General features: G+C 38.0%; 19 protein-coding genes. 15 read left to right on the forward strand and 4 right to left on the reverse strand.

The window, feature by feature from the left end:
* Positions 1 to 21: 21 nt before the first annotated feature.
* Positions 22 to 1,968: a hypothetical protein gene (locus CA2015_RS06880; RefSeq protein WP_157470351.1), complete on the forward strand. Its 1,947-nt coding sequence runs from the start codon at positions 22 to 24 to the stop codon at positions 1,966 to 1,968.
* 273 nt (positions 1,969 to 2,241) lie between these two features.
* On the opposite strand, the gene CA2015_RS06885 is transcribed toward CA2015_RS06880, so the two are convergent.
* Together CA2015_RS06885 and CA2015_RS06890 are read right to left on the reverse strand one after the other, a co-directional pair.
* A complete protein-coding gene (locus CA2015_RS06885) occupies positions 2,242 to 2,898 on the reverse strand; it encodes a hypothetical protein (RefSeq protein ID WP_048641247.1) in 657 nt (218 codons plus the stop codon).
* Positions 2,899 to 2,904: 6 nt separating this feature from the next.
* Positions 2,905 to 3,996: a DUF5060 domain-containing protein gene (locus tag CA2015_RS06890; RefSeq protein WP_048641248.1), complete on the reverse strand. Its 1,092-nt coding sequence runs from the start codon at positions 3,994 to 3,996 to the stop codon at positions 2,905 to 2,907.
* 1,094 nt (positions 3,997 to 5,090) lie between these two features.
* Here CA2015_RS06890 and CA2015_RS06895 point away from each other — a divergent pair.
* The 5 genes from CA2015_RS06895 (at position 5,091) to CA2015_RS06920 (ending at position 12,575) form a co-directional block, all read left to right on the forward strand.
* A complete protein-coding gene (locus CA2015_RS06895) occupies positions 5,091 to 6,038 on the forward strand; it encodes a beta-propeller domain-containing protein (RefSeq protein ID WP_053086657.1) in 948 nt (315 codons plus the stop codon).
* A gap of 675 nt (positions 6,039 to 6,713) precedes the next feature.
* Entirely contained in the window at positions 6,714 to 8,198 is a 1,485-nt protein-coding gene (locus tag CA2015_RS06905) for a BNR-4 repeat-containing protein (RefSeq protein WP_157470354.1), read from the forward strand.
* Between the two features lie 368 nt (positions 8,199 to 8,566).
* Complete coding sequence (locus tag CA2015_RS06910) at positions 8,567 to 9,073, forward strand: OmpH family outer membrane protein (RefSeq protein WP_048641250.1); 507 nt, start codon at positions 8,567 to 8,569, stop codon at positions 9,071 to 9,073.
* A gap of 1,298 nt (positions 9,074 to 10,371) precedes the next feature.
* Positions 10,372 to 10,806, forward strand: a complete 435-nt coding sequence (locus tag CA2015_RS06915; protein ID WP_048641251.1) for a BLUF domain-containing protein — start codon at positions 10,372 to 10,374, stop codon at positions 10,804 to 10,806.
* Between the two features lie 581 nt (positions 10,807 to 11,387).
* On the forward strand, positions 11,388 to 12,575 hold the full coding sequence (locus CA2015_RS06920) for a hypothetical protein (protein ID WP_048641252.1): 1,188 nt from the start codon (positions 11,388 to 11,390) through the stop codon (positions 12,573 to 12,575).
* A gap of 120 nt (positions 12,576 to 12,695) precedes the next feature.
* Here CA2015_RS06920 and CA2015_RS06925 read toward each other — a convergent pair whose 3' ends face one another.
* Positions 12,696 to 13,955, reverse strand: coding sequence for an agmatine deiminase family protein (locus tag CA2015_RS06925; RefSeq protein WP_048641253.1), 1,260 nt, complete (start codon positions 13,953 to 13,955; stop codon positions 12,696 to 12,698).
* 629 nt (positions 13,956 to 14,584) lie between these two features.
* On the opposite strand from CA2015_RS06925, the gene CA2015_RS06930 reads away from it, so the two are divergent.
* From CA2015_RS06930 to CA2015_RS06965, 8 genes are all read left to right on the forward strand, one after another.
* Complete coding sequence (locus CA2015_RS06930; protein WP_048641254.1) at positions 14,585 to 15,640, forward strand: metallophosphoesterase; 1,056 nt, start codon at positions 14,585 to 14,587, stop codon at positions 15,638 to 15,640.
* A 524-nt stretch (positions 15,641 to 16,164) separates the two neighbouring features.
* Positions 16,165 to 17,337 carry a C45 family autoproteolytic acyltransferase/hydolase gene (locus CA2015_RS06935; protein ID WP_048641255.1) on the forward strand — a complete coding sequence of 391 codons (1,173 nt, stop codon included), beginning with the start codon at positions 16,165 to 16,167 and terminating at the stop codon, positions 17,335 to 17,337.
* 90 nt (positions 17,338 to 17,427) lie between these two features.
* Entirely contained in the window at positions 17,428 to 17,865 is a 438-nt protein-coding gene (locus CA2015_RS06940; RefSeq protein ID WP_048641256.1) for a nucleoside deaminase, read from the forward strand.
* Between the two features lie 79 nt (positions 17,866 to 17,944).
* Entirely contained in the window at positions 17,945 to 18,808 is an 864-nt protein-coding gene (locus CA2015_RS06945; RefSeq protein WP_048644399.1) for a GNAT family N-acetyltransferase, read from the forward strand.
* Positions 18,809 to 18,963: 155 nt separating this feature from the next.
* A complete protein-coding gene (locus tag CA2015_RS06950; protein ID WP_048641257.1) occupies positions 18,964 to 19,254 on the forward strand; it encodes a helix-turn-helix domain-containing protein in 291 nt (96 codons plus the stop codon).
* Positions 19,255 to 19,497: 243 nt separating this feature from the next.
* A complete protein-coding gene (locus tag CA2015_RS06955) occupies positions 19,498 to 19,794 on the forward strand; it encodes a hypothetical protein (RefSeq protein ID WP_169786469.1) in 297 nt (98 codons plus the stop codon).
* Between the two features lie 272 nt (positions 19,795 to 20,066).
* Positions 20,067 to 20,717 (forward strand): class I SAM-dependent methyltransferase, encoded by a 651-nt coding sequence (locus CA2015_RS06960; RefSeq protein ID WP_048641259.1) that lies wholly within the window; start codon positions 20,067 to 20,069, stop codon positions 20,715 to 20,717.
* 126 nt (positions 20,718 to 20,843) lie between these two features.
* Positions 20,844 to 21,227, forward strand: coding sequence for a DUF7079 family protein (locus CA2015_RS06965; RefSeq protein WP_048641260.1), 384 nt, complete (start codon positions 20,844 to 20,846; stop codon positions 21,225 to 21,227).
* 192 nt (positions 21,228 to 21,419) lie between these two features.
* Here the strand turns inward: CA2015_RS06965 and CA2015_RS06970 are convergent, their stop codons facing one another.
* Positions 21,420 to 22,010, reverse strand: a complete 591-nt coding sequence (locus CA2015_RS06970) for an LOG family protein (RefSeq protein WP_048641261.1) — start codon at positions 22,008 to 22,010, stop codon at positions 21,420 to 21,422.
* A gap of 295 nt (positions 22,011 to 22,305) precedes the next feature.
* Here CA2015_RS06970 and CA2015_RS06980 point away from each other — a divergent pair, with 295 nt between their 5' ends.
* Positions 22,306 to 22,884 carry a non-canonical purine NTP diphosphatase gene (locus CA2015_RS06980; RefSeq protein ID WP_048641263.1) on the forward strand — a complete coding sequence of 193 codons (579 nt, stop codon included), beginning with the start codon at positions 22,306 to 22,308 and terminating at the stop codon, positions 22,882 to 22,884.
* Positions 22,885 to 22,886: the final 2 nt, after the last annotated feature.

A 22,886-nucleotide genomic window follows, 5' to 3' on the forward strand; every position in this document is an offset into this window, starting at 1 on the left:
AAAACCCAATTTAATTAAGTCATGATGAAAATACCTAAGGCCTTAACAATCCTATTGATACTAGTGAACTTTTCAGCTTTTGCCCAGACTATTGACGCATCAATGGGTAAAGTTGGTGATCTATCATTACTAAAGGAGCTTCCAATGCCTACCAAAAGTGGTAAATTAATGGCTCCGGTTGTTGATATTATGCCGCATCTAAGGGGTTTTCATGGTTATAAGGAGGTTAGAGATGAAATGATATTTCTAAAAAAATTAGGCTTCAAGAGGGTTTACTTTATTTTGAGTCAGCCCGGTTATTCTGCTTTTTCCGATCCCACCATCTCTGTGATGTCACCTGATAAGGGCACCGGAAATCATACCCTCGAATCTATATTGGCGCTTGGAGATCCGAATTATGTGTATTTATACGAAGCCCAAAGATTGGGCATGGAAGCCTGGGCAATTATAAAACCATATGAGTCAGGAACAGGATTTACCATTCCACACGGCGCCTCTACTGCGCTTAGCAAACAAATCCCGACCATCGGAGGACAACACATCAATTTTGATAATTTAATAGCCAACAATCCTGAATTAAGAATCAAAAGAAAGCCTGAACAAGATTCTATCTTACTTAGGTTAAAGGAGCCTATTCAATCCTTGGAAGTTGCTTTTAGTCTAGATGCTTTCAGAGATAAAACATCGGCTAAGAAATATTTTGAATTTAAGGGTCTGTCGGATGCAGCAATTCAAATACCTGAAATTACACTTTGGCATAGCAAGGACAATGGCAAATACACCAAATATGAGGGGGAAGTAAAGGTAGTGTCAAAATTTGAATACCGTAAGGTAAAGGATGCCAACGGATTTATGGTTGAAGATTTACCAAAGCGATTGTTGGTTTTAACACTAGAAGGTTTTACAATACCTGAGAAAGATTCGTATTTGGCAATAACCCTTGGACAGCACAAGGATTTATACACCATACCTTATTCAATGATACGCGCATTTACCGCTTCAGGAGAAATCCCAATTACTACTGGTATTCATGTAAGAAGTCCATTAAGTAAAGAAGAAGCAATGAAATCTCCGGAAGACAGAGAATGGGGGCTGGAGGATAAAACGGTTAAAGGTGAAAAGGCGAGCAACTTGTTTATGGACTGGGGTTTTGAATTTGAATTTCAAGGGGCAGGTTTTTGGGGTGATGGTTGGACTAGTAGTCCCGTGTATGGAATAGCGAAAGGCAAGCGAGAATACATGGGAGGAACCCCTTGTGAAGCCTACCCTGAAGTGCAGGAGTACTGGCTGGACCAAGTAGAGCGCGTGACGAAAATGGGATTTGACGGAATTGATTTCCGACTTCAAAATCATTCTGGAATGGTGACTGATTATGTGAATTATGGGTATAATGAGCCCATTGTAAAACGTTACAAGGAAAAACATGGTGTTGATATACTAGAGGCAGAAGCAGATCCATTGAAAATTATGGAAATAAGAGGGGAATATTTCATGTCATTTTTAGAAAAAGCGGCTGATGTGCTACACGCCTCAGGTAAAAAAATGCAGGTTCATTTACGTCAAGCCCATGAGGAGCCCCTATTGTCCGATGATTTTAATGAATTGGGTTTCTGGGCCATGCCTAAGATCCTTATTGATTGGAAAAAAGCAATTGATTTGGCCGATGAGGTAACCCTTAAACATTACTATCGTGGAGATTACCAACCTTCGATGGCAGATAGCATTAAAACATACGCCAATAATCAAGGGAAACGGGTTTGGGTGCATAATTACTTCACTCAAGGTGATGGTGTGGAATACGATTTTTTAAATGACATAGAAAAAGACCAAAGAGTAGGGGGAATTCTATTGTACGAAGTGAATAGAGGCCTTTTATATACTGGTTTCCCTGATGACAAGTGGGGACAAAATGAAGCGAATATTAATAAATTACAGGAGGTGTTGCAAAAATTAAGTGCGGATAGATAATTGGCAACGTTTGTCCAACTCCGTTTTTCTTCTTTAATAAATTGGCCAATACAAGCATTGGAGTATTTGGCTTTTTTATCAGCTCAAAAAAAACAGCGTGAGGGTTTTTAGCCCTCACGCTGTTTTTGTACCCCTAAGCGCACTGTTTTGCAAACCATTTCTTCATGGCCTATACTTAATTTGGCGAACATGAGCAACCAAAGTCTGAAGTAATATTAGGCCAAAGTCCGGAATGCTTTTTCCAACTAACGTAATACCAGTATCTTTAAATGACTACTCCGCAACTGTAAGGCTGAAAGCCCAACTTTGCTTTTTATTGGGAGTTTCAGGGAGTGTGATTTTCCCACTTCCATTGGAAGTTACTTCTGCCTGACCTTGCCACCCTCCATTTTCAATGTCCCACCAGGCCAGCTGATACTTTTGCGCTATTGGTAAATCTTTAATGATAATATCACGATCCATGGTTACTACAGGAACAATTCCCAGTATTGTTTGAAGGTCTTCCGAAATTGCCAATGCAACAAATTCATCATAATTATCAACCAAGTGTGTAGCAGAAGCAGGTTTCAATGTTCTGTAATCATAACCTTCATCGAGTATAAAAGAAGCCAGAAGTTTCATCTTAGCAGCACTCCAGCGATTAAATCCATTTATATGTGGATCACCCGTTTTATAATGGGTGCCACCCCAATACGCATCACCCCAAACATAGCCAGGAAATCCGCCGTTCAAAACACATCCGTAGGCTATAAACAAAGCATATTCATCCTGACTCATCCCACCTTGTGGACTGTTAGCCCACCAAAAATCCGGATAAAAGCCCTCAATATTAAACCCGGGCTTGTTTGTCTGGTAAAATATTTCGCGCAATTCAGGAAATGCAGTATCATTTTCCCTTGCATTGTTATTGCTTATATTGTGAACATCCAAACCGGCCTATATATTACTGTTCCAGTAATCATGGCTGCCGACGTGGGGAGTCATTGCTGTTCTTGGCTGCCCGTAAGGCATGGAACCCAGCTCAGAGACACTTTTCTCTAACATGCTGCTCCATGTATTTTTATTTTGGTCTTCGTCCATATGTAGCCAACTATAAATCATATTGTAACATCCCCATCGAGCCCAGATATAGCGGGTATAATTCATAAAAGCGTCCTTCTCAATGCTGCTTTCATTTGGCCAGGCTTCACTCCTTCGCACGCTTTCCAAGAAAATAACAAAACCATTGTCCCAAAAGTATTGCCATTTCCGGTCAGCTTGCTGAAAATAGCCCGGATTGATGCGCAAGTGGTCACAATCATCGCCATTGATCTGAAAAGGAGTTGTTCCGTCCTCAGCGACTTTTTCACCATGTGTGCTTTTATGCCAAATTCCTTTAATATTGTCGGTTGGGAAACTTGAAATTATATTGATGCTGTTAAATCCTTGTTTTTTTCGAAGGCCAACTGCATCCTGAAAAGATATATTCGAAACGCCTTCCGAAGAACTCCAACGATATGTTCTGGTAAGTGCAGACCACCATGTATCTCCAATTAGAAAAAAAGGAGTTCCATCGGCATATTCCAGGCTGCGATTGTTTGACGCGGTCCTGATAAAACCTCGTTTGTTTGGATTTATTTCTTTTTCAGCTTCCGTCCATGCTTCAGCTGTAAACGATCCGCTTTTGCCATCCAAACCATTGTCCTTGGTTTGACCAATACCTGTAGACCAATTCCAGGTACCTGGTTCAGTGGCCACCAACCTTGCTTTCCATATATTTTCACCATCCCAAAAAGTGGGTATTGTGTAGGTTTTTCCCTCGGGCCCGATTAAAGTCACGTCAAAATTAACATCCATGTAAGGATTATTATATTTGTTATTTGCGCTAAAGCTAACTTCTACCACCTCATACACATGCACTGCAAATACAGCATTTAAACACATGAATAACATCAATGTCAACTTGATTTTCTTGCTTTTAACAAGCTTTTCTAATATGCTATTGAATATCATTTTCCGATCATTATGTGAGATGCATTTTCGTTTCATAGGGTATAATTTATGGGTATTAAAAAGTTTATATGTTTAATTTACCTCAAATGTTTTGAGTATTCTAAGCTTCCTATTTCCGAATAGTGTCATCAAACCTTTTTTCCAATGCTTTAACCCGAAATATGCAATAGACATTCTATTACGTGGTGAAATCGCTTTAAAATCAGCCACTTCGTTGCTGTTTTCAATTTCACCATAGCGGTGCTATGCTAAAATCTCCAAACGACCGATTTTCTTGCGATTGCAACACTTCCCGTAAACACGGGACAGGCTATCACGAATTCTATTACATAATCTGGGTTTAAAAGTAGTGTATTTCGCTTTAACTTCTCCAATGCTTGCTAATTCCTATTCCAGGAATTGTTTAAGAAAAAAAATGTATCCTTTTCTTCCATTACTTCGATTTCGTCCTGGCTGAATTTACTAAGATATCTGATCAGATCCTTGTACACAATATCATTTACACGTAAGGGGATGGATTGGATGATATATTTATCCAAAAAATACAAATTGTCGACATAAGCAGATTATAGATTAACAGTGTCGTACCTTCCGGCGCTTCACTATAATAAAATTAAGAGATCAATTTTCCCCTAGTTCACCAGTTTGGATGGCGTTTTGATGTAATTGGAAAACATAGCTTAATACCCTTTCTTCTCAGGGGTGACAAAGTAATAGTAGTAATCAGAATTGGACCTTGAGCAACTGCCCAACCGAATTTCCTGCTAAACCTTCACCTGGCCCCTCATAGCAAAACACCTCTTTGAAAAATCAAGGAAAGAATTGCGACTTGCTTATGCTTCGTACAGGTTTTTCCCCCTGGAATAATTTGGTGTCTTCAATGTTAAATGCTTATGCTGGGCACACACATAGGCTAAAATGTTCATAGCGGCTATGCGCCACTACGCCATTTAGCCAGAACGTTAGGTAACAAAACCAAATAAATCGTCCTGTTCTAGAAATAGTAGTGGAATAAATATTTTAGACCTAGATATATCGGCTGAATTTAAACCCCTAAGTAGCTCTGGTTTTCTCTCTCCAATCGCTTAACTTGCTAGTAGACCTATTTTTGAGTATTATAATCCAAAAAAATGAAACTACACTACTACCTACTTTTGCTATCAGGCCTACTTGTTTCTGCCTGTAGTTCTCCGAAAAACAACTCAACTGAATCTGTAAAACAAGCAATTGATCCAGAAATCACCCATTCAGTTTTTATAGCAGGCCCCGACTTTACCGGAATTTTGGGTGACACAGGAGAAGTCCTTTGGGATGCTGAACGTCCAGCTGCGAGAGATGGCTATGTTTTGGACAATGGACATGTATTGATTTGCTGGTCTGAAGAAGTACTAGAGTTTGACAAGGATAAAAAGGTGGTATTCCGATATGAAAAGTCTGCGTTGAATAAAGAATTGGGTACAGCTGTTCGTCTGGACAATGGCAATACCCTCATTACAGAATTAGGAGATAAGCCTCGAATATTGGAGGTAAATCAAGCGGGAGAGATAGCTGTTGCCGTTCCTTTGCAACCTGAAACCGACAATGCACATATGCAAACCCGTATGGCCCGAAAATTAGCCAACGGAAACTATCTTGTCCCCCATTTATTGGCCTTTGCGGTTAAAGAATATAGCCCTTCAGGCGAGGTACTACAGACTTTCCGTACAGATTTACCCGAATTAGGTGGCCGAGAGGCTAAAAACTGGCCCTTTACAGCAATTCGTCTTACCAACGGGAATACCCTGATCAATTTAACGAATGGGAATAAAACAGTTGAGGTGGATGCTGCTGGAAATGTAGTTTGGATAGTAAGCAATGAAGATTTTGCAGGAAGCCCTTTTCAAGATCCTTGTGGTGCCCAGCGTTTACCCAATGGGAATACAGTGATTGCGAGCTATGGAGCGAAAGAGGGGATCAAACTTTTTGAATTAACCCCTGAAAAAGAAATGGTCTGGAAGTACGAAGGAGTGAACAGGGTGCATCATTTTCAGGTATTAACAACAAATGGAGTAGCCCTGAATGGAACCCCTTTGAAATAAGAGGCAGAGAATGTCCCGGATCCTTTTCAGCTGTAAATCACACCCTTGCGCATTTTAACAGGCTTTAACAATGGCAGGTTGCTTTCTTTTTCATAGCATAAAATGTGGACTATTAACGATAGATCTAATGTTGGAAGAAACGGCAATAACTGCCGGCTTCCAGCTATAGAAGGACTCGTTCAACAAGGCATACAGCTTATGGTGGGGAAACGGTTGACAGCAAAGTTTTCGATGCCTAGTCAGGTTCTCGCACTGCGGGCAGAAAAGTGCTTCGAAACCGCTAAAAGACCTAGGCAAACCGTTGGGCAACGTTAAATAGCACCTTTAACCCGAATTATGCAATAGACCTTCCTATAAATGATGAAATCACTTAAAAATCAGTCACCTCGTTGCGATTTTCGACTTTACCATAGCGATGCTATGACTCAGTTTCCAAGTAGCCTGATTTTCTTGCGATTACAACCCTTCCCCTAAACACGGGAAATCCAATTGCATAATCCGGGTTTAACAGACTTTTTCAATGAAAATTACATTTTTTTTTCATAGCTTAAAGTGTTAAATATTAACGGTACTTCTAATATGTAAATCCCGACAATAACTGCTGGCTTCCTGTCTTATTAGAATTCGTTCAATGAAGATATATATCAAATAACTCAAAATAGACTATAATAAATTATGGAAGCCATTAAAAAGATAATCCTTATATCATTTTGGTTGGTTTTAGGGCTTAATTCGGTAAAAGCTCAAAGCGATATTTATGGTGAAGCCAGATTGATAAATAAGCAAGCTGAAGGGTACAAAGGAATTTGGTATTATATCAATACTGCCGGACAGGCAGGAAAGGTCACCAACCAGTACAAGTATAAATATAGCGGGGGGCTGGGGACTTATGGTGCTACGCAATACCCTTTCTCAGTTTATGTGGAAGAAGTTAGCAAAACCTTTTTCTGCTACGGTGGAACCGACCAAAGTGGAAAAACGCTGCTACACATGGTCTCCTATTTTGATCACAAAACAGGACAAGTACCTCGCCCAACCATAGTTCTCGACAAAGCCACCGAGGATGCCCATGACAACCCCGTACTACAAGTGGACAAAGAGGGTTACATATGGCTTTTTTCGACCGCTCACGGAGTCGAACGGCCTGCTTTTATTCATAGGAGTGTAAAACCCTACGACATTTCAAAATTTCAGTTGATGCCGGCTACCAAAACTGTGGATGGCAAAAAAGTGCCCCTGAACAACTTTTCTTACATGCAAATATACTACTCTGATACAGAAGGTTTTATTGGACTTTTCACACATTATGAACAAATTGGTGGACGTGTAATTTCCTGGATGAAGAGTGAAGACGGAATAAATTGGTCTGAGTGGAAAGACTTGTCGCTATTGGGGAGTGGGCACTACCAAACAAGTGCCAATCAGGGAAAGCGAATCGGTACTACCTTCATGTACCACCCCGACAGAAAAGTAAGAGGTGGTTTGGACTTCCGAACCAATCTGTATTATCTTCAGTCGGATGATTTTGGGAAAACCTGGAAAACTGTCGACGGTTCCGCTATAGATTTGCCACTTACTGAGGTATCCAATAAGGCTTTGATACACAATTATGACGCAGAAGATCGTAATGTTTATATTGACGATTTAAATTTCGATAAGCAAGGAAGACCCATCATCCTGTACAAAACAAGTAATGGTCCCTTACCGGGACCCGTTCATGGCCCCAGAATGTGGCATACTGCCTGGTGGAGTGGGAGACAGTGGGAAATCCAATATTTCACTCCAGCAGGAAATAACTATGACGGAGGTTCCATCTATGTAGAAGAGGATGGAAGCTGGAGAGTAATCGCCCCCACAGCAATGGGACCACAAGATTACAATACTGGTGGGGAAATGGAAATGTGGGACAGCAAAGACCAGGGTAAAACCTGGACAAAACTGAAAATGTTAACCTGGAATAGCAAATACAATCATAGTTATGCCAGACGTCCTGTAGATGTGAATCCCGACTTCTACGCTTTCTGGGCAGACGGACACGGGCGCGAACCTTCAGAATCAAGATTATATTTCTGTGATAGGGAGGGCAATGTTTACCGTCTTCCTCAACAAATGGATGGTGATTTTGCCAAACCTGAATTGTATACGTTTAACATGAAATAAACACTAAAACTTCCCTTTTGGAACAAATACAATTCATGAGCAGGAAATCTGTTTTACCCAGAAATTGATGAGTCAGAAAATTCATTTAGAACCCCTTATAATTTTGAATTTACTTCAAAGGTGACATGAGGTTTACAAAATTATTATTAGAATCATGTTTTACCACAATAAGGATGTTTGGAACGAAGTAGAATAAGCTTTGATCGATATTGAAAGTGCAATTAAATTAGCTTGGATTGAAGAACCAATTTTATTCATGCTGCTAAAATTATAATACCTCTTGGCGGACAAGCTAATTTAGAACCACAAGTAACATCTGAATCCAATAAAATTGTATATTTAACCAAACTCAAAAACTTAAAAGACCTATGTTTCAATTTAAACTATCCTTTGCAGTCATTGGATTTTGGCTCTTAACAGCAACATCTATCAATGCCCAATCTTTTGCCTATGTAAATACTTCAGAAATTTTGGCCGAAACACCGGCTTTGGAACAAGCAGAAAGAAATTTGGAGGCGTTTCAGAAACAGCTTCAAGAAAAAAGTCAGGTTATGGTGGAAATTTTTCAAGCTAAGGTTCTCGACTTGGAAGATAAAATTGCGAAAGGTGAAATAACTCCGGTTGAAAAGCGAAACCAAACCGAACTCCTCCAAAAAGAACAACAGAATATTGGAAAATTCGAGCAGGAAATGGTTTCTACCCTACAGGATAAACGCGATGAGCTTATACAACCTATTTATGACCGAATAAATGAAGCGATTAAATTAGTAGCCCAAGAACAGGGTTATAATGCCATTTTTGACCAACAGAGTCTACTATTTGCAGAAGAAAGTATTGATGTTACAGCATTGGTGAAAGCCAAACTTGGTATTTGATATTATAATGGTCTGTTTAACGATTCAATATTGACCAAGTTTAAGCGCCTAGGTGTCTATTATCCGTCCTACAAAATCTTTTGTGGCAAATCTCCAAATATTTTTAAGACAACTATTTTGGTTAAATAATAATCGCTACTGACTTAATTTATTGGTTAAATTCAGGTAGAACACTTCATTTATATAGTATTATCCTAGCTAACAAAAACCCAAGAAGACTTTGAGTCGGCAATTTATTTACTAACTTATGTACTGAAACCTAGCATATAGAATATCAATTTACCTGTCTAATTTATTGTTGAACTCAAAAGAATAGGCTATTTTATAAGTAGCCCCCTCCAAATTGTTAAGGACTTGAAGAGACTTACAGAATGTAAGTCCTTTTCAAAATAGAAAAGAATAGTCCTAGATTGTATTGAGAGAAGGGAAAATAACTGCTATTTACCCTCAACGATTTAATTCACACAACCGAGTGGTTGTCCTCAAGCTTGCGGAGCCCCCCCTCACACAATTCCGGTCAACTGGAATTCTCGTGGCTGCCATGCATTCTTGGTCTCCACTAAATGGCAAGAAAATATTTTTATTTGCTCAACCCTATTTCAATGAATTATAGATTGTGTTTTGAGGCAATACCTTTTTCTTCTCAGCCGTGACAATGTAATAGTAATAATAGACCTCGGACTTTAAACTATTGTCCAGCTGTTTTTTTGCCAGTTCACCTAGCTCCTTTTGGCAAACCAAACCTGTGAGAAATTAGGGTTAGAATTGCAACTTTTTAATGGTTCACACAGATTTTCAACCTCTGGATTAATTTGCTATCTTCGAAAGTAGCTGCCCATGTTTTGCACGCACGACGCAAAAAATAATTACCCAATTTTATGCTTAACCCAAGGTCGTTGTGATTTTGTTTCCTGTGATTTTCTCACTAAAAAATCCTCCCCACATCAACCCCTAACTATTAATATACAAGACCGTTCTGCCCAAATTAAGAAAACAAAATCGGGTTCAACCAATTGGAGAAAAAAAATAAAACGATTTATTGTTAAAAATCACAAGGCAAAGTCAATTAGGTAAAGGGAAGTTCCAACCCCACGAATTAATAGGCCTTCTTGCTATTCCTTGGGTAACACCTTTTGAAATATTAGCTATCTTTGATGCCAAATGCCCATACAGGGCACAAACAAAGTAAGGAAACAACAACTATTTTGATAGATTTTTATACCAAATTAATCTTTAGTAGGTTGAAAAACTGTCACTTTCCTTACCCATACCAATAGTAAAGCATTAATCTATAGTACATGTATCAGTTAAATTACCATTCAATATCAAAACCAGGATTAAATTTTGAAGAATTAGACAATATTCTGAAGAAAGCGAATGCAGTGAACTCAGAAAAAAATATTACTGGTTGCCTAATTTATCATAACAATCGCTTCGTCCAAATTCTTGAAGGAGAGAAAGAGGACGTTCTCAATGTCTATAATAAAATAAAGTCAGATAAACGACATAACACTGTTACTTTACTTTGGGAAAATCCTGTTGACAAAAGATATTTTCCTGAATGGAACATGGCCTATCATCAACCCAACAATAGTAATATAATTGAATTTGTAAACAACTTATTACTACTTTCTGATCTTTCAGATAGGTCGACATCCACCTTACTTAGTTTTTGGGCAACTGTACGAAAAATATTGAACGATGGTAAAATTAAATTATATGAGCAGGTATAATTAATATATGGATTTCAAAATTAATAAAAAACAATGTGCTAGTCGAATAAAAGTCCCTTCAAAATTCTCTTAAAAAAGAATTGCTTTTTGCTAAGTGGAAGTGTATTCTGCCCTCCATTAGGGTTCTTCAATAAAAAGTTAAAAAGATTAATATTTACTCTCAGCCCAATTCGCCGAAATAATATTTCAGAATATTAAAAAGAAATAAAAACGAATTGCCAAAATGAAATCTATCAAAGTGCTAATGGCCTAACTAAGGCTGAAGCTATTTTTGATAATGACACATTTTGCAGAATCAAGAGCAAATTGGTAAGTTATTGTATCGGGACAAAACAGTTATTGGAAGTTATATAAAATACACCTTTAAAGAAGGAGAATGAGATAAAAATGGGCAGGTGCAGATTTTTCACCTACCTGTCCACATGGTGCGATTAAAGGAAAAAATCAGGCAAATAGCCTGATTTTATTGTGATTACACCACTCATAACGAATCCTATTACATAATCCGGGTTAAATAGAAACTATTTTTTAATCTGCTCTGAAATTTTATTGTTTAATTTTATTGCCAAATTACAAGCCTTATGAAACCTAAAAGTACTTTGCCCTTTTTTTTGGCCCTTATTTGTTTTTTGCTGTCCAGTCATCAGTCCTATTCTCAAGAAACAAAAACCCCTGAGCTTTATTTAGACCCTATTTTTAAGGTTGATTATGGGAATGCCACGGCAGACAAACCTCAATCAAAATCATGGACCAATAAACATGGTCAATGGTTAATAGTTGGTGATAAAGACGGACCTAAACTATTGAAAAAAGACGCTGTAGGATGGACCAGTCAGTCCAAGGTTAACCAAGCATTAAAGGGTTTACCACCTAGGGCTGATGTATTGAGCAAAGATGATGAGACGCATATGGTCTTGGTGGACGAATGTGCCTTGACGGTAGTTAAATTAACTTATGCTCCCGCTACCAAGCAATATGAACATCAATGGAAGGTTAATCTTCCCATTCCAAAGCAATGTAATTCTATAGAAACGGCAACCATTACCCAGGATTCAAAAAATCAATTTTGGGTTAGTGCTGATATGAATGAAAATATCATGGTTTGGCATTCGCTAAACGGTCAGGATTGGTCCAATCCCTTTACACTTGCGGATGACATTAACGCCGATGACATCTCATTAATAGTTGGGTTAAAAGGACAAGTATCTGTGATTTGGTCTAACCAAAACACGCAATCTATCATGGAGAAAATTCACCATGATGGCGATACCTTTAATCAATGGTCACAGCCTATAATCGTTCAACAGGGAGACAATAATGCAGACGATCATTTAAATGCTACGGAATTTGAAAATGGAGAAATGATTTTGGTGACCAAAAACAGTGTGGACAATATGAATCAACCTCAGTTTGTATTGCGAGAAAGGGATATTAAAGGCAATTGGACCAACATTCCCTACGAGAACCTAACCCAACAAAGAAGCCCTAGCCGCCCTATCATTAACCATGTGGCATCGGGGAAGATTTTTGAAATACACGCTGTGAGAAATCGAGAAGACAATCTGTATTTTATTTCTGTTAATGAAATAATTAAGGAGAATGACAACTGGCAGTTTAGAGAATTAATTCAACTTAAAACCAATATCCTAGGAAAAAACGGAGATGTCACCTCTAGTAAGGCTAGTTTTTTACCCGATGAACCTAAACTTATATTTTTCTCTGATGAAATGGGCAATATTTATTCTTTTGACCTCGGCACCTTATTATAAATTCACCTCCATTTAAATTACATAATATCTGAAAAATTGGGGCTGTCTTTTCTATGTAGAATGTAAAAAAGACAATGAGGTAAAAAGAACTGAATCATTGGATAAATTTCAGAATGAGGTTTATCCTTTCAGTCTTTTAAGGGCATTATTGATTTTAAGCCTGAGCTTGGATGGCTTTTTCACTTTGGGCTTATGCATGGTAATACAGTGCAGCCCTCCACCACTATAATTAAGTTCTGTAGCATTGATCATCACTACTTTTCTGCTTTTAAATACTTCTTGGAAAGCGTTTTTAGCCTCTTCATCTTTTTGCCGGATAAAATCAGGATCACCCGGACTGTAATAGGCAGGTATCACTACCAAATTATTGGTTAAGACAAAATTTAAATAGCTGGTAACAGGCGTATAAAAGATTGGCTGCCCGTTATAATTTCCCTGATCAAATATAATAGGTGCCTGGGGTACCCTGATGATCTTAAAAGGTTTTCCATCCTGATCCCTTGCCTTTTTTAGAATCTGATAGCTTTCTTCCAACCTATCATGCACCACCTGATAGAATGGATCCAATGAGAGGTCTGCCGGATCTACCTGAGCCAACAAGATGGTTTGGGCATCAGCAAAGCGGCAGAACTCATCCAAATGCCAATGAACTCCATTGCCATAAATATTGTCGATCACTGGTCCATGATCAAACAGATCGTCTTGCGGAATACCCTTTTTAAGCCAAATGACGTTTTTTTGATTCAGATGTTGTTTGTATTCAATTTCAATTTCTTCCAGACTTAAACCCGGATTAATGTATTTTTCATGCCCTTCGACTAAAATAATGGTTCCCCTGCCATTGATCTCTCGACCTCCTCCAGCGCTGTACAGCCTGCTCCTCATAAAAGGGATTCTCATTTTTGAGGCATACTGCTCATTGAAGAGGTTGTATTCCTGGTTTTCTTCATGGTGGTATTGAAAATTAACCATTTCCTCCTGACCCTCCTCATTATGCACAAGTATTGGTCCATAATCCCTGATCCAAATATTGTCTTTTTCCAGTTTAAAAGGAGTCATGGAGACATTTTCTAAATTAATGGCTGCTTGCTTAAAAATTTTTTCTAGATTTTCAGGTTGGTGATTGCTTTGGTTGTAGAATAACGTGACATGATCGACTTTGGCGATTTCTTGAATAAGCTTGAGCGTTATCTCTTGGAATTGGGGTGTCCAGCAGATAAAGGTGCTTTCCTGCGGATCGAATTCCCCCAATGGAGTGGCTGAATTTATTTCTTCAGGACTTTGCTTACAAGCAGTGATAAAGAAAAAAATGTAAGCCAATAATACAAACAGACAAATACGCAATCCTTGTGTCCCTGTCAACCCGGCTGTGATTTTCATTTCAGGTTAATTCTGAATACTGTTTTTTATACATAAAATGATTTCAGTATGCAATTTACAATAAGGTTCTGATAAAAAATTGAATTATATGAACAACCAAGAGAGAAAATCCATGTGCGGAAAAAATCAATCCCATTTGAACCCTATGCCATTACCCTTGACCGCGGGCATCTTACATGGTGGGCTATTTCCTCTAATTTCGCAAAGTTTTGTTTAAAAAATTGTACTGCTATGTAAGTGTTAGACTAACGACCTGCTTCAGCATAGCTTTTCTTCCCATCAGAATAATTTAGATGTTCCAATACCAACCCCCATGCTGTAAAACCATTGAATAAAAATCATTTACAATACAATTGGTACATAAGCTATGTCGTTTTTATTCGCTAGATTAGGCATCTAACCACCCAACTAATTTACACAAATACACTGTATGTCATAGGATAAACTATCAATACGAAAATTAACGGGGCAGTTGACAACCGTTTAAAGTAAGCAATTTGCACTAAAACCCAACTGACCAGATCATACTGCCATCTTGTAAAATTGACACTACAAGATTTAACAAAATAACAGGACTATATTTGGTATAATTTTTCAAATTTGTTGGCTAAGAAATAATCAAGCTACTTATGAAATATACTAATTGGGGCAGAGGGATGCTTTTGCTTTTACCGCTAGGGTTCATCGTTATTTTTGGTTTTATTAATGGATGTGCCTCCCTTAGCAAAAGCGCCAAAAGTAAACCTTTTACGATTATCGTTCTACCTGACACCCAAGGCTATGCGGACACTAGACATAAGGAGACGCAAAAACACTGGCCGGGTATAGGTGATCAGCGTGCCAGTTTCTTTTCGCAGACGGAGTGGATCAAAAAGAACAGGAAGAAGCTGAATATTGCCTTAGTCGCACATGTTGGGGATATCACACAGACAGGGCACGATGAAGAATGGAAGATAGCAGATACCGCTTTCAAAACCCTTGACAATACCGTTCCCTACATATTATCCCCGGGAAATCATGATATGGGATACTCAGCCAAAGACCATAAAACGAGCCATACACGTGAAAGCCTACTTAGCACCTACTTCCAACCTTCTCGTTTCACAAACAACCCTTTGTACAACCCGCTTTTTGGCAGTAATAAAAAGCTACATTTCCATGAAGAAGGGAAGATCGAAAACTACTACCTCTTCATAATAGAAGGCGAGATGAAGTTTCTAGTGCTTAGTCTGGAGTTTAAACCTCGGGACGAAATACTTGCATGGGCGAATAATGTCGTTGCACAGCATCCTGAATACAGGACCATCATCGTCACCCACAGTTATCTAACCAGAAAAAAGGGAGAACGAACAGTTGCGGACAACTATTTGGTGAAAGGCAACTCAGGGGAAGAGATGTGGGAAAAATTTGTCAGCCAACACAAGAATATCTTTTTGGTTCTTTCCGGTCATGCCATGGAGAATTTGCTGAGCAGCAAAGGCAAGCATGGAAATATTGTACATCAGGTTCAGGCAGATTACTGGTATTGGGACAAGCCTGAGATCAAGGCAGGAAGTGGTTTCTTACGTATCATGACTTTCTACCCTGAGAAAAACAGCATTGAGGTTCAGACCTATTCCCCTGTAACGGATGAGTTCCTGACACGTCCTACAAGCAAATTCTCTTTGGATTATCCCATGCCGTAAAAAGTTAAGTAAGGATCTCGACAACAGGTATCAACCCAACATAAATACCTCAGCAGTAGGCATAATTCCTCCCCTATGACATTTGGAATGCACAGGTAAACCGTCTGGAGATTCAAAGGATTAATTTAATAGCTTGCCAAAATACCCGGCATTGAGGCAATCGTAAAGGGCTTTTCTGAATACCCCCTTCGGCAGGATCAGTATCGAAATATAAGACCGTAGCTGAAGTTATCAATAGAACAGGGTTCCAATCTTATGCTACCAAGCACATTTTTTTATTCCTAATCTTCCATTTAAACCGAACAGTCATAGCATCAAGATCTTATTTTAGCTTTTCCCTATAAAAAGTGAGTCGTTTCACTGGATTCCTTGTTCGAAATCCTTAATTTGATAAAGAAAAACAAACCGTAGGAGCCTGATACATAGTGTATATATACGCAAGTCCTCTGGTAAAACAGGAATTTTTACAAATTTCAATAACAATAGAATGACAAAATTCCCAGATATGGGTCGAAATTCTAAATATGAAAAAACATACTTTTCTATTTGTCCTTTTACTAAGTGTTAGCTATTCAGCATCATCACAAATAAAAGAAATAAAAATACCTACTGTCGAGTTCAGACAAGGAATTTACTATGTAGAATTGAATGGTAATACTGCATACGAAAGAGGCTTTCAACATGGAAGAGCTCTTGCCTTTGTCATCAAAAGATCTTTGAAGAATTTTGAAAACTGGATAGAGGATAATACAACTATAAAAGTTCCTAAAGAAGCCATTTCTGATTTTGCGACTGGTAAGGGATATATTCAATCGGTCAAAGACCAATTGCCTGAATTGTTCAATGAATTTCAAGGAATTGTTGATGGCGCTCAAGTTGATTTTGATATACTTTTTTCTTATCAAAGTTTTGATGAGTTTTATTCTTATTTAGAAGCTGGTAACCATTTTAAGTCAAATGAAGGACATTGCACAACAATTGGTGTTTTTGGCAGAGAAAACCAAGCCAATTTTCTTACACATAATAATGACCTTCCCAGTTATCATGAAGGTGCAGTAACTGTCTTAAAAATTAAGTACCCAAATTCAGATTTAATCCTACTCCAACAAACATTTGCTGGTCAGATTGGTCAAAATGGCGTTAACAGTTATGGTGTTGCGGTAGGAATAAATACAATAATAGATATGCCTGTATCTAATAAAGGAATTCCTGTTTCATTTAATGTACGAAAAATAATGGAGTCAAAGAACATTACTGAATCTCTTGAATATCTCAAAAAGGTAGATTTTGGAACCTCAATGAATTACTTAATAGCCGACAGAGAAACTGCTATTGCAGTAGAAACTTGGGAAGATAATATTGAAGCTATTGACAATAAGAAACAGCATTTTATAGCGCATACGAATCATACCCTTCAAGAAAACGCTCCTGTCATTTACGAGATCGATAAAGACCTAAACGATAGTAGCTTTGGCCATACCCATAGAAGGTTAAATCTTGCCAATGAAATTTTAGAAGACAGTGCTTACAATATAGATTTTGAAGGATTGAAAGAGTTAAAATCAACTCCACCTATACTTAATGGTAGCACCATCATGGGTACCATTATCAGTATTCCGAAAGAGGGCTTTCCTGTTTTATGGACTACTCCAGGTTCGCCCAATTTGTTTGGCCATGTGAAGTTTACATTTGATTAAAAATAAACCTACTAACAAATTATATGAAATCAGACTTCCCTTTCGGTCGGTACGCTTCATATTCGGGCCATTAAACATAATTAGAAAACAATGAATGAATTTCTTTTAGAAGCAATTAAAGAAGCTAAAACAGGTCTGGCTGAAGGAGGCATACCTATTGGGTCTGTCCTTGTTCATGACAGGAAAATTATAGGTCGCGGACATAATCGTCGAGTACAAAATAGCAGTGTAATCCTTCATGGCGAAATGGATGCGCTTGAGAATGCCGGGAGGCAATCTGCCAGTGTTTATAGCGAATGTGTCATATACACAACCTTGTCTCCTTGTTCCATGTGTTCTGGTACTATTTTGCTCTATGGAATCCCTAAAGTAGTTATTGGCGAGAATGAGACGTTTGTAGGAGAGGAAAAATTGTTAAAAGAAAGAGGTGTTGAAGTTGTTGTCATCAATGATCCTACCTGTAAAGAAATAATGAGATCCTTTATTGAAGCCAATAAGGATTTATGGAATGAGGACATAGGCGTTTGATAAATGCTTACTGAATTAATATTAAAAACTAGCATGTAGCCTATTTGAATAGGGTTACGGGTAAAATAAAAAATTGCTTGTGGTAAATATAGATCAATTACAATTTAAGAAATTAGATTTTGAAGGCTTAAAGACTTTATTGAAATGGGCTGAAGAAGAGGGATGGAACCCTGGTCCAAATGATGCTGATGCGTATTGGTCAACAGATCCAGAAGGCTTTTATGGATATTTTCACAATGCTGATCTGATTGCTGGCGGATCGATTGTCTCATACAATATGGAATTCGGCTTTATGGGCTTTTTCATTGTTAAGCCAGCATACAGGTCCTTTGGAATTGGGAGGAAACTATGGTATCAAAGACGAGATGCCTTGTTGTCAAGATTAAATAAGGGTTCTTCAATAGGAATGGATGGCGTTTTGGCTTTGCAACCATTCTATCAAAAAGGCGGCTTTAAAATTGCCTTTAGGGATATTCGCTATGAAAAGGAAGGAATGGCATTCAAGATTGATAAAAATATTTCCCAAATAGTCGAGGAGGATATATCCTCAATCTTAGCCTATGATAAACAATGTTTTGGATTTTCACGTCCACAGTTTATTATTCCCTGGCTAAAACTACCTGACATCAAGACATTTAAGTATATTGAGAATGGTCAAATTAAGGGATTTTCCATCGTAAGGAAAGCGAATACAGGATATAAAATCTGCCCTTTATTTGCAGATTCTGAATTCATTGCAGAGGAGCTTTATAAAGCTTGTTTAAATTCAGTGATAGGTAAACCACTGTATATTGATATTCCTATCATAAATCAAGGGGCATTAAACCTTATTGAAGCATTTGATGCAAAGTATATATTTGAGTGCGCAAGAATGTATTACGGCAAATCTCCAAATATGAGGATTGACAAGGTTTATGGGTTAACTACATTTGAATTGGGATAAGCTTTTATTGGATTGGTTTAAAGCCCGAAAGCGCCAACTTTAAATGAACTCAACTTTGGCATTCAATTGTCGGGACTATAAAATTTGTAAAGATTTCAGCAATAAAAAAATGGATAGCATACCTAATTATTCTTGGAAAGAAAAAAACAACTGATATGAAGAATATAACAGACTTTGAAGATTTATTGGTGAGTAAATATGGACAAAAAGAAACTGAATCAAGAGACCAATATGACTCAGGTTCACTAGCTTTTCAACTTGGCCTTATGCTAAAAGAAGCTAGACAGCAGGCCAATAGGACAAAAGAACAACTTGCAGAAAAAACTGGAACTAAAAAAAGCTATATTTCAAGAATAGAGAGAGGCCTAAGTGACATTCAAATTTCAACTTACAACAAGCTGATTGAAAAAGGATTAGGAAAACACCTAAACATTTCAATTGGGTAAAAAAGTACTGTTTGCAGACGAGAAGTCCGAGCTAAAAATTTCCGACAGAAACATGCACTCCATCCCAGTATATAGGTTTGCATTCTCCCTTATAATACTTCTAGTGTTTACCCAATCAGCATCCTGGCCCCTTACCCAATGTCCATAAAACCTTTACCATACTTATTCTTATCGGTAGTTCTAGTTACCGCATGTAACTGGGATACTTATGGACCTGAAAAAATTGTTCCAAATTTTTGGCTAATGTCAATCGATAGTTGGGAGCATCCACATATTTTTTACGCTGAAGATCCTTTAAATCGTACCAATAATAATATGTTAGTCCCATTTACTGTTAAAAATATTTATCTGAGTAAATCACATATGGTAGTAACTCAAATCCCTGATCTGCTCTTTGAAAATGACAGCAATGAAGTTTATCACTTAATTGAGCTTGCCAATCATAAAAACCACCTAAAATTCAGCTCAAAAAATGAACTAGACAGCGCCTTAGAATTAAATAACATGCTTAATATTCTTAAAAATGAATACAAAAGGTAATTATGATACATACCAAAAGGAATGATCTAGCCCCTTCGACAGGCTCAGGGACCAGTTTGGTTCCAAGGCCCATAAAAAAATACTGAAACTGATACTTACTATAGGTCACGGTTCCAATCTTAAGCTACCTGTAACTACAACAATGCCAACATCTCCCCACATTTAAAGCGCATATATTAATGATAGTTACCAAAGGGATTGCAACAGCTTCAAAAAGGTATAAATACGATCTTTTTTCCTAACAGTTATATAATATTAAATTGAATTCCCAAATGGACGAAAAAACAAAAAACAGATTAGGCGTAGAAGAAAATAAACCTACCGATTGGTTTGAGAAACTTTATTCTGAAGCCAATGAAGATGGCGAAGGCATTCCTTGGGCAAATATGGCTCCCCATCCTGTGTTTAAAAGTTGGATAAGGAAAAACCCAAATACACATAAAGGAAAAACAGCTTTGGTAATTGGTTGTGGCATGGGTGACGATGCCATTGAACTTGAATCACAAGGCTTTAAGGTAACAGCATTTGATGTTTCAAACAGCGCTATTGAACTTTGTAAAACCAGGTTTCCAAATTCTAAGGTTGAATTTATTCAATCCGATTTGTTAAAAGGAATTCCAGACTGGAACCGGAAATTTGATTTTGTACTGGAAATCTACACTATTCAAGCCCTTCCACCTAAGTATGAAAAAACTTTGATAAAGCATATTTCAGACTTTGTAGCAGATAAGGGCAAATTATTGGTTATCACTGAAACACAACAAGATAAAAGAGCTTTTGAAAATGGACCACCATGGCTTTTAAATCAGGAGTACATTAAATCATTTGAAAGCTGTGGTTTAAAGCAAATCTTTCATTTAAGCAGTACTGAAGCTGAAATGGGCGAAGCAACCCATCTTACCCTATTTCAAAGACAGGCCTAACAACATGGGCCTATTTTAGTTCTATGCATTAATATTGAGATCTATTCACTGCCCCTTTGCTCGAAAGCTTAACTTGGATAAAAAACAACTTATTATCACATTAGATAGCTAGTTGGAAAATCAACCTTGAATCAGACCGAAACGGACATAGCGAACAAAAAACCAATTTGGGAAGCACTTTCCAAATTTTACCTGGACACGCAACTACAAGACGAAGACTTTGCAGAAATTTGTAGGGCTTTTCATAAGGCCCCTTACAACCTTGAGGAAATCATGGATATTGACCGCTATGAAGTCTTTCCAGTACTCCAAATGAACCTCTTCAGTGTAGCAGGTGAATGGGAGGGCTTTGATAGGGACTGGCTATTTTCCAAATGGCAAAAGACCTACAAGAAACGAACAAATCGATTTTTTAAATTTTGGTACAAAGTATACAACCGAGTCTGGTATTGGATGAGGAAAGCTTATTGGGAGAGGGTAAAAAAAGAAATGAAAAACACACCACAATAATAAGCCAATGCGACGCATAGGATATTCTAGATGACGAGGCTTGTGAAATCAAAGCTAAAAAAAACTGACGTGGAATATTTTTTTTGTAGGTAGAGGCATGAATGCTTAACAAAAACAATTCGTACCACAGAATTTAGGGGGTAATGCTACTTTTCCCTGCAACAGTACCCCCTAAATCGCAATTTGCATTAGCTATTGTTTTTTCTTACGAAGCCAATCAGGAGTGCCGGAAGGTTGGTAAGCTTCCATTTTATCCAGTAACTCCACAGGATCAGCAGCAACAATCAAATTGCTCAATTGGTCCGGCTTTAAAAAGCCCTGGTCACCAACATGAGTTAAAAAGTCCAATAACTTGTCGTAATAACCCGACACATTGTACAACGCCAATGGTTTCTGTATGTACATCAATTGGTTGAGGGTCATGATTTCAAATAACTCTTCCAATGTTCCTATTCCCCCAGGCATGGCGATAAAGCCATCCCCCTTTTCGGCCATTAGCCATTTCCTGTCCCGCATGGTTTCTACCACAATCAAGTCCGTGCAGCCCTGATGCGCCACTTCTATGTCTACTAGTTTTTGAGGGATTATTCCATAGACTTGGCTTTTTGAGGCTAACATCTCATCGGCAATCACGCCCATGAGGCCTACATTGCCTGCACCATATACAAGCCCCAGCTTTCTATTGACCATTTCTTTGGCCAAAGCCTTGGCCTGACTAGTGTATTCTGGAAGTATTCCAGTACTTGATCCGCAGTAGACGGTAATGTTTTTTAGTGGAAACATAATATAATATTATTTTGATACCCTAAGTCAGGGTGAATATGGTCATTTGAAAAAGCAGAAAGCTTCTTACTACTCTTCATTTGAAGGGCATGAGTCAAAATCCAAGATATTGTTGTTCTCTCCCTTATTTGAGGTTCAAAGCTAAAAAGAAATAAATAAAACCTGTAAATTTTAGGAACGATTGGTTCCATGAAAAATGAATCCAAAGATAAGGATTAAAGCCAAATTGTTTCTTTTCAATCAAAAAAGTAAGTTTTAGAGAAGGATTTTGAAAAAGCTAAAGTAATTTCACGTTATGAAAATCTGTTTTGCGACAAATAATTTAAAGAAACTAAAAGAGGTAAGGGCTGCTTTGGGCGAGGAATTTGAAATTGTCTCCCTGGAGGAAATCGGATGTAAGGAGGAATTACCTGAAACAGGCGACAAGCTAGAAGACAATGCTTTCCAGAAAGCCCGTTACGTCAAAACCCATTACGGTGTGGATTGTTTTGCCGATGACACAGGATTAGAAGTAGCTGCTTTGGACGGTGCTCCGGGTGTTTATTCTGGCAGGTATGCTGGAGACCCAAGGAGTGATGACAGAAATGTCGATTTACTTTTGAAAAATATGGATGGGAAAAAGGACCGAAAAGCTGCATTCAGAACCATCATCGCTTTGATAATCGGGAAGGATGAGTGGGCTTTTGAAGGCAAGGCAGAAGGAGAACTATTGGAAGTAAGGTCCGGAGAAGGTGGTTTTGGTTACGACCCTATTTTCAAGCCTTTGGGTTTTGACAAGACCTTTGCTGAATTGTCTTTGGAAGAAAAAAACACCATTAGCCATAGAGGGAAGGCCGTCAGGTTACTGGCCAACTTTTTAAAAGAAAGAGCTTAGGA

It is taken from the genome of Cyclobacterium amurskyense (genome assembly GCF_001050135.1).
Taxonomy (GTDB): domain Bacteria; phylum Bacteroidota; class Bacteroidia; order Cytophagales; family Cyclobacteriaceae; genus Cyclobacterium; species Cyclobacterium amurskyense.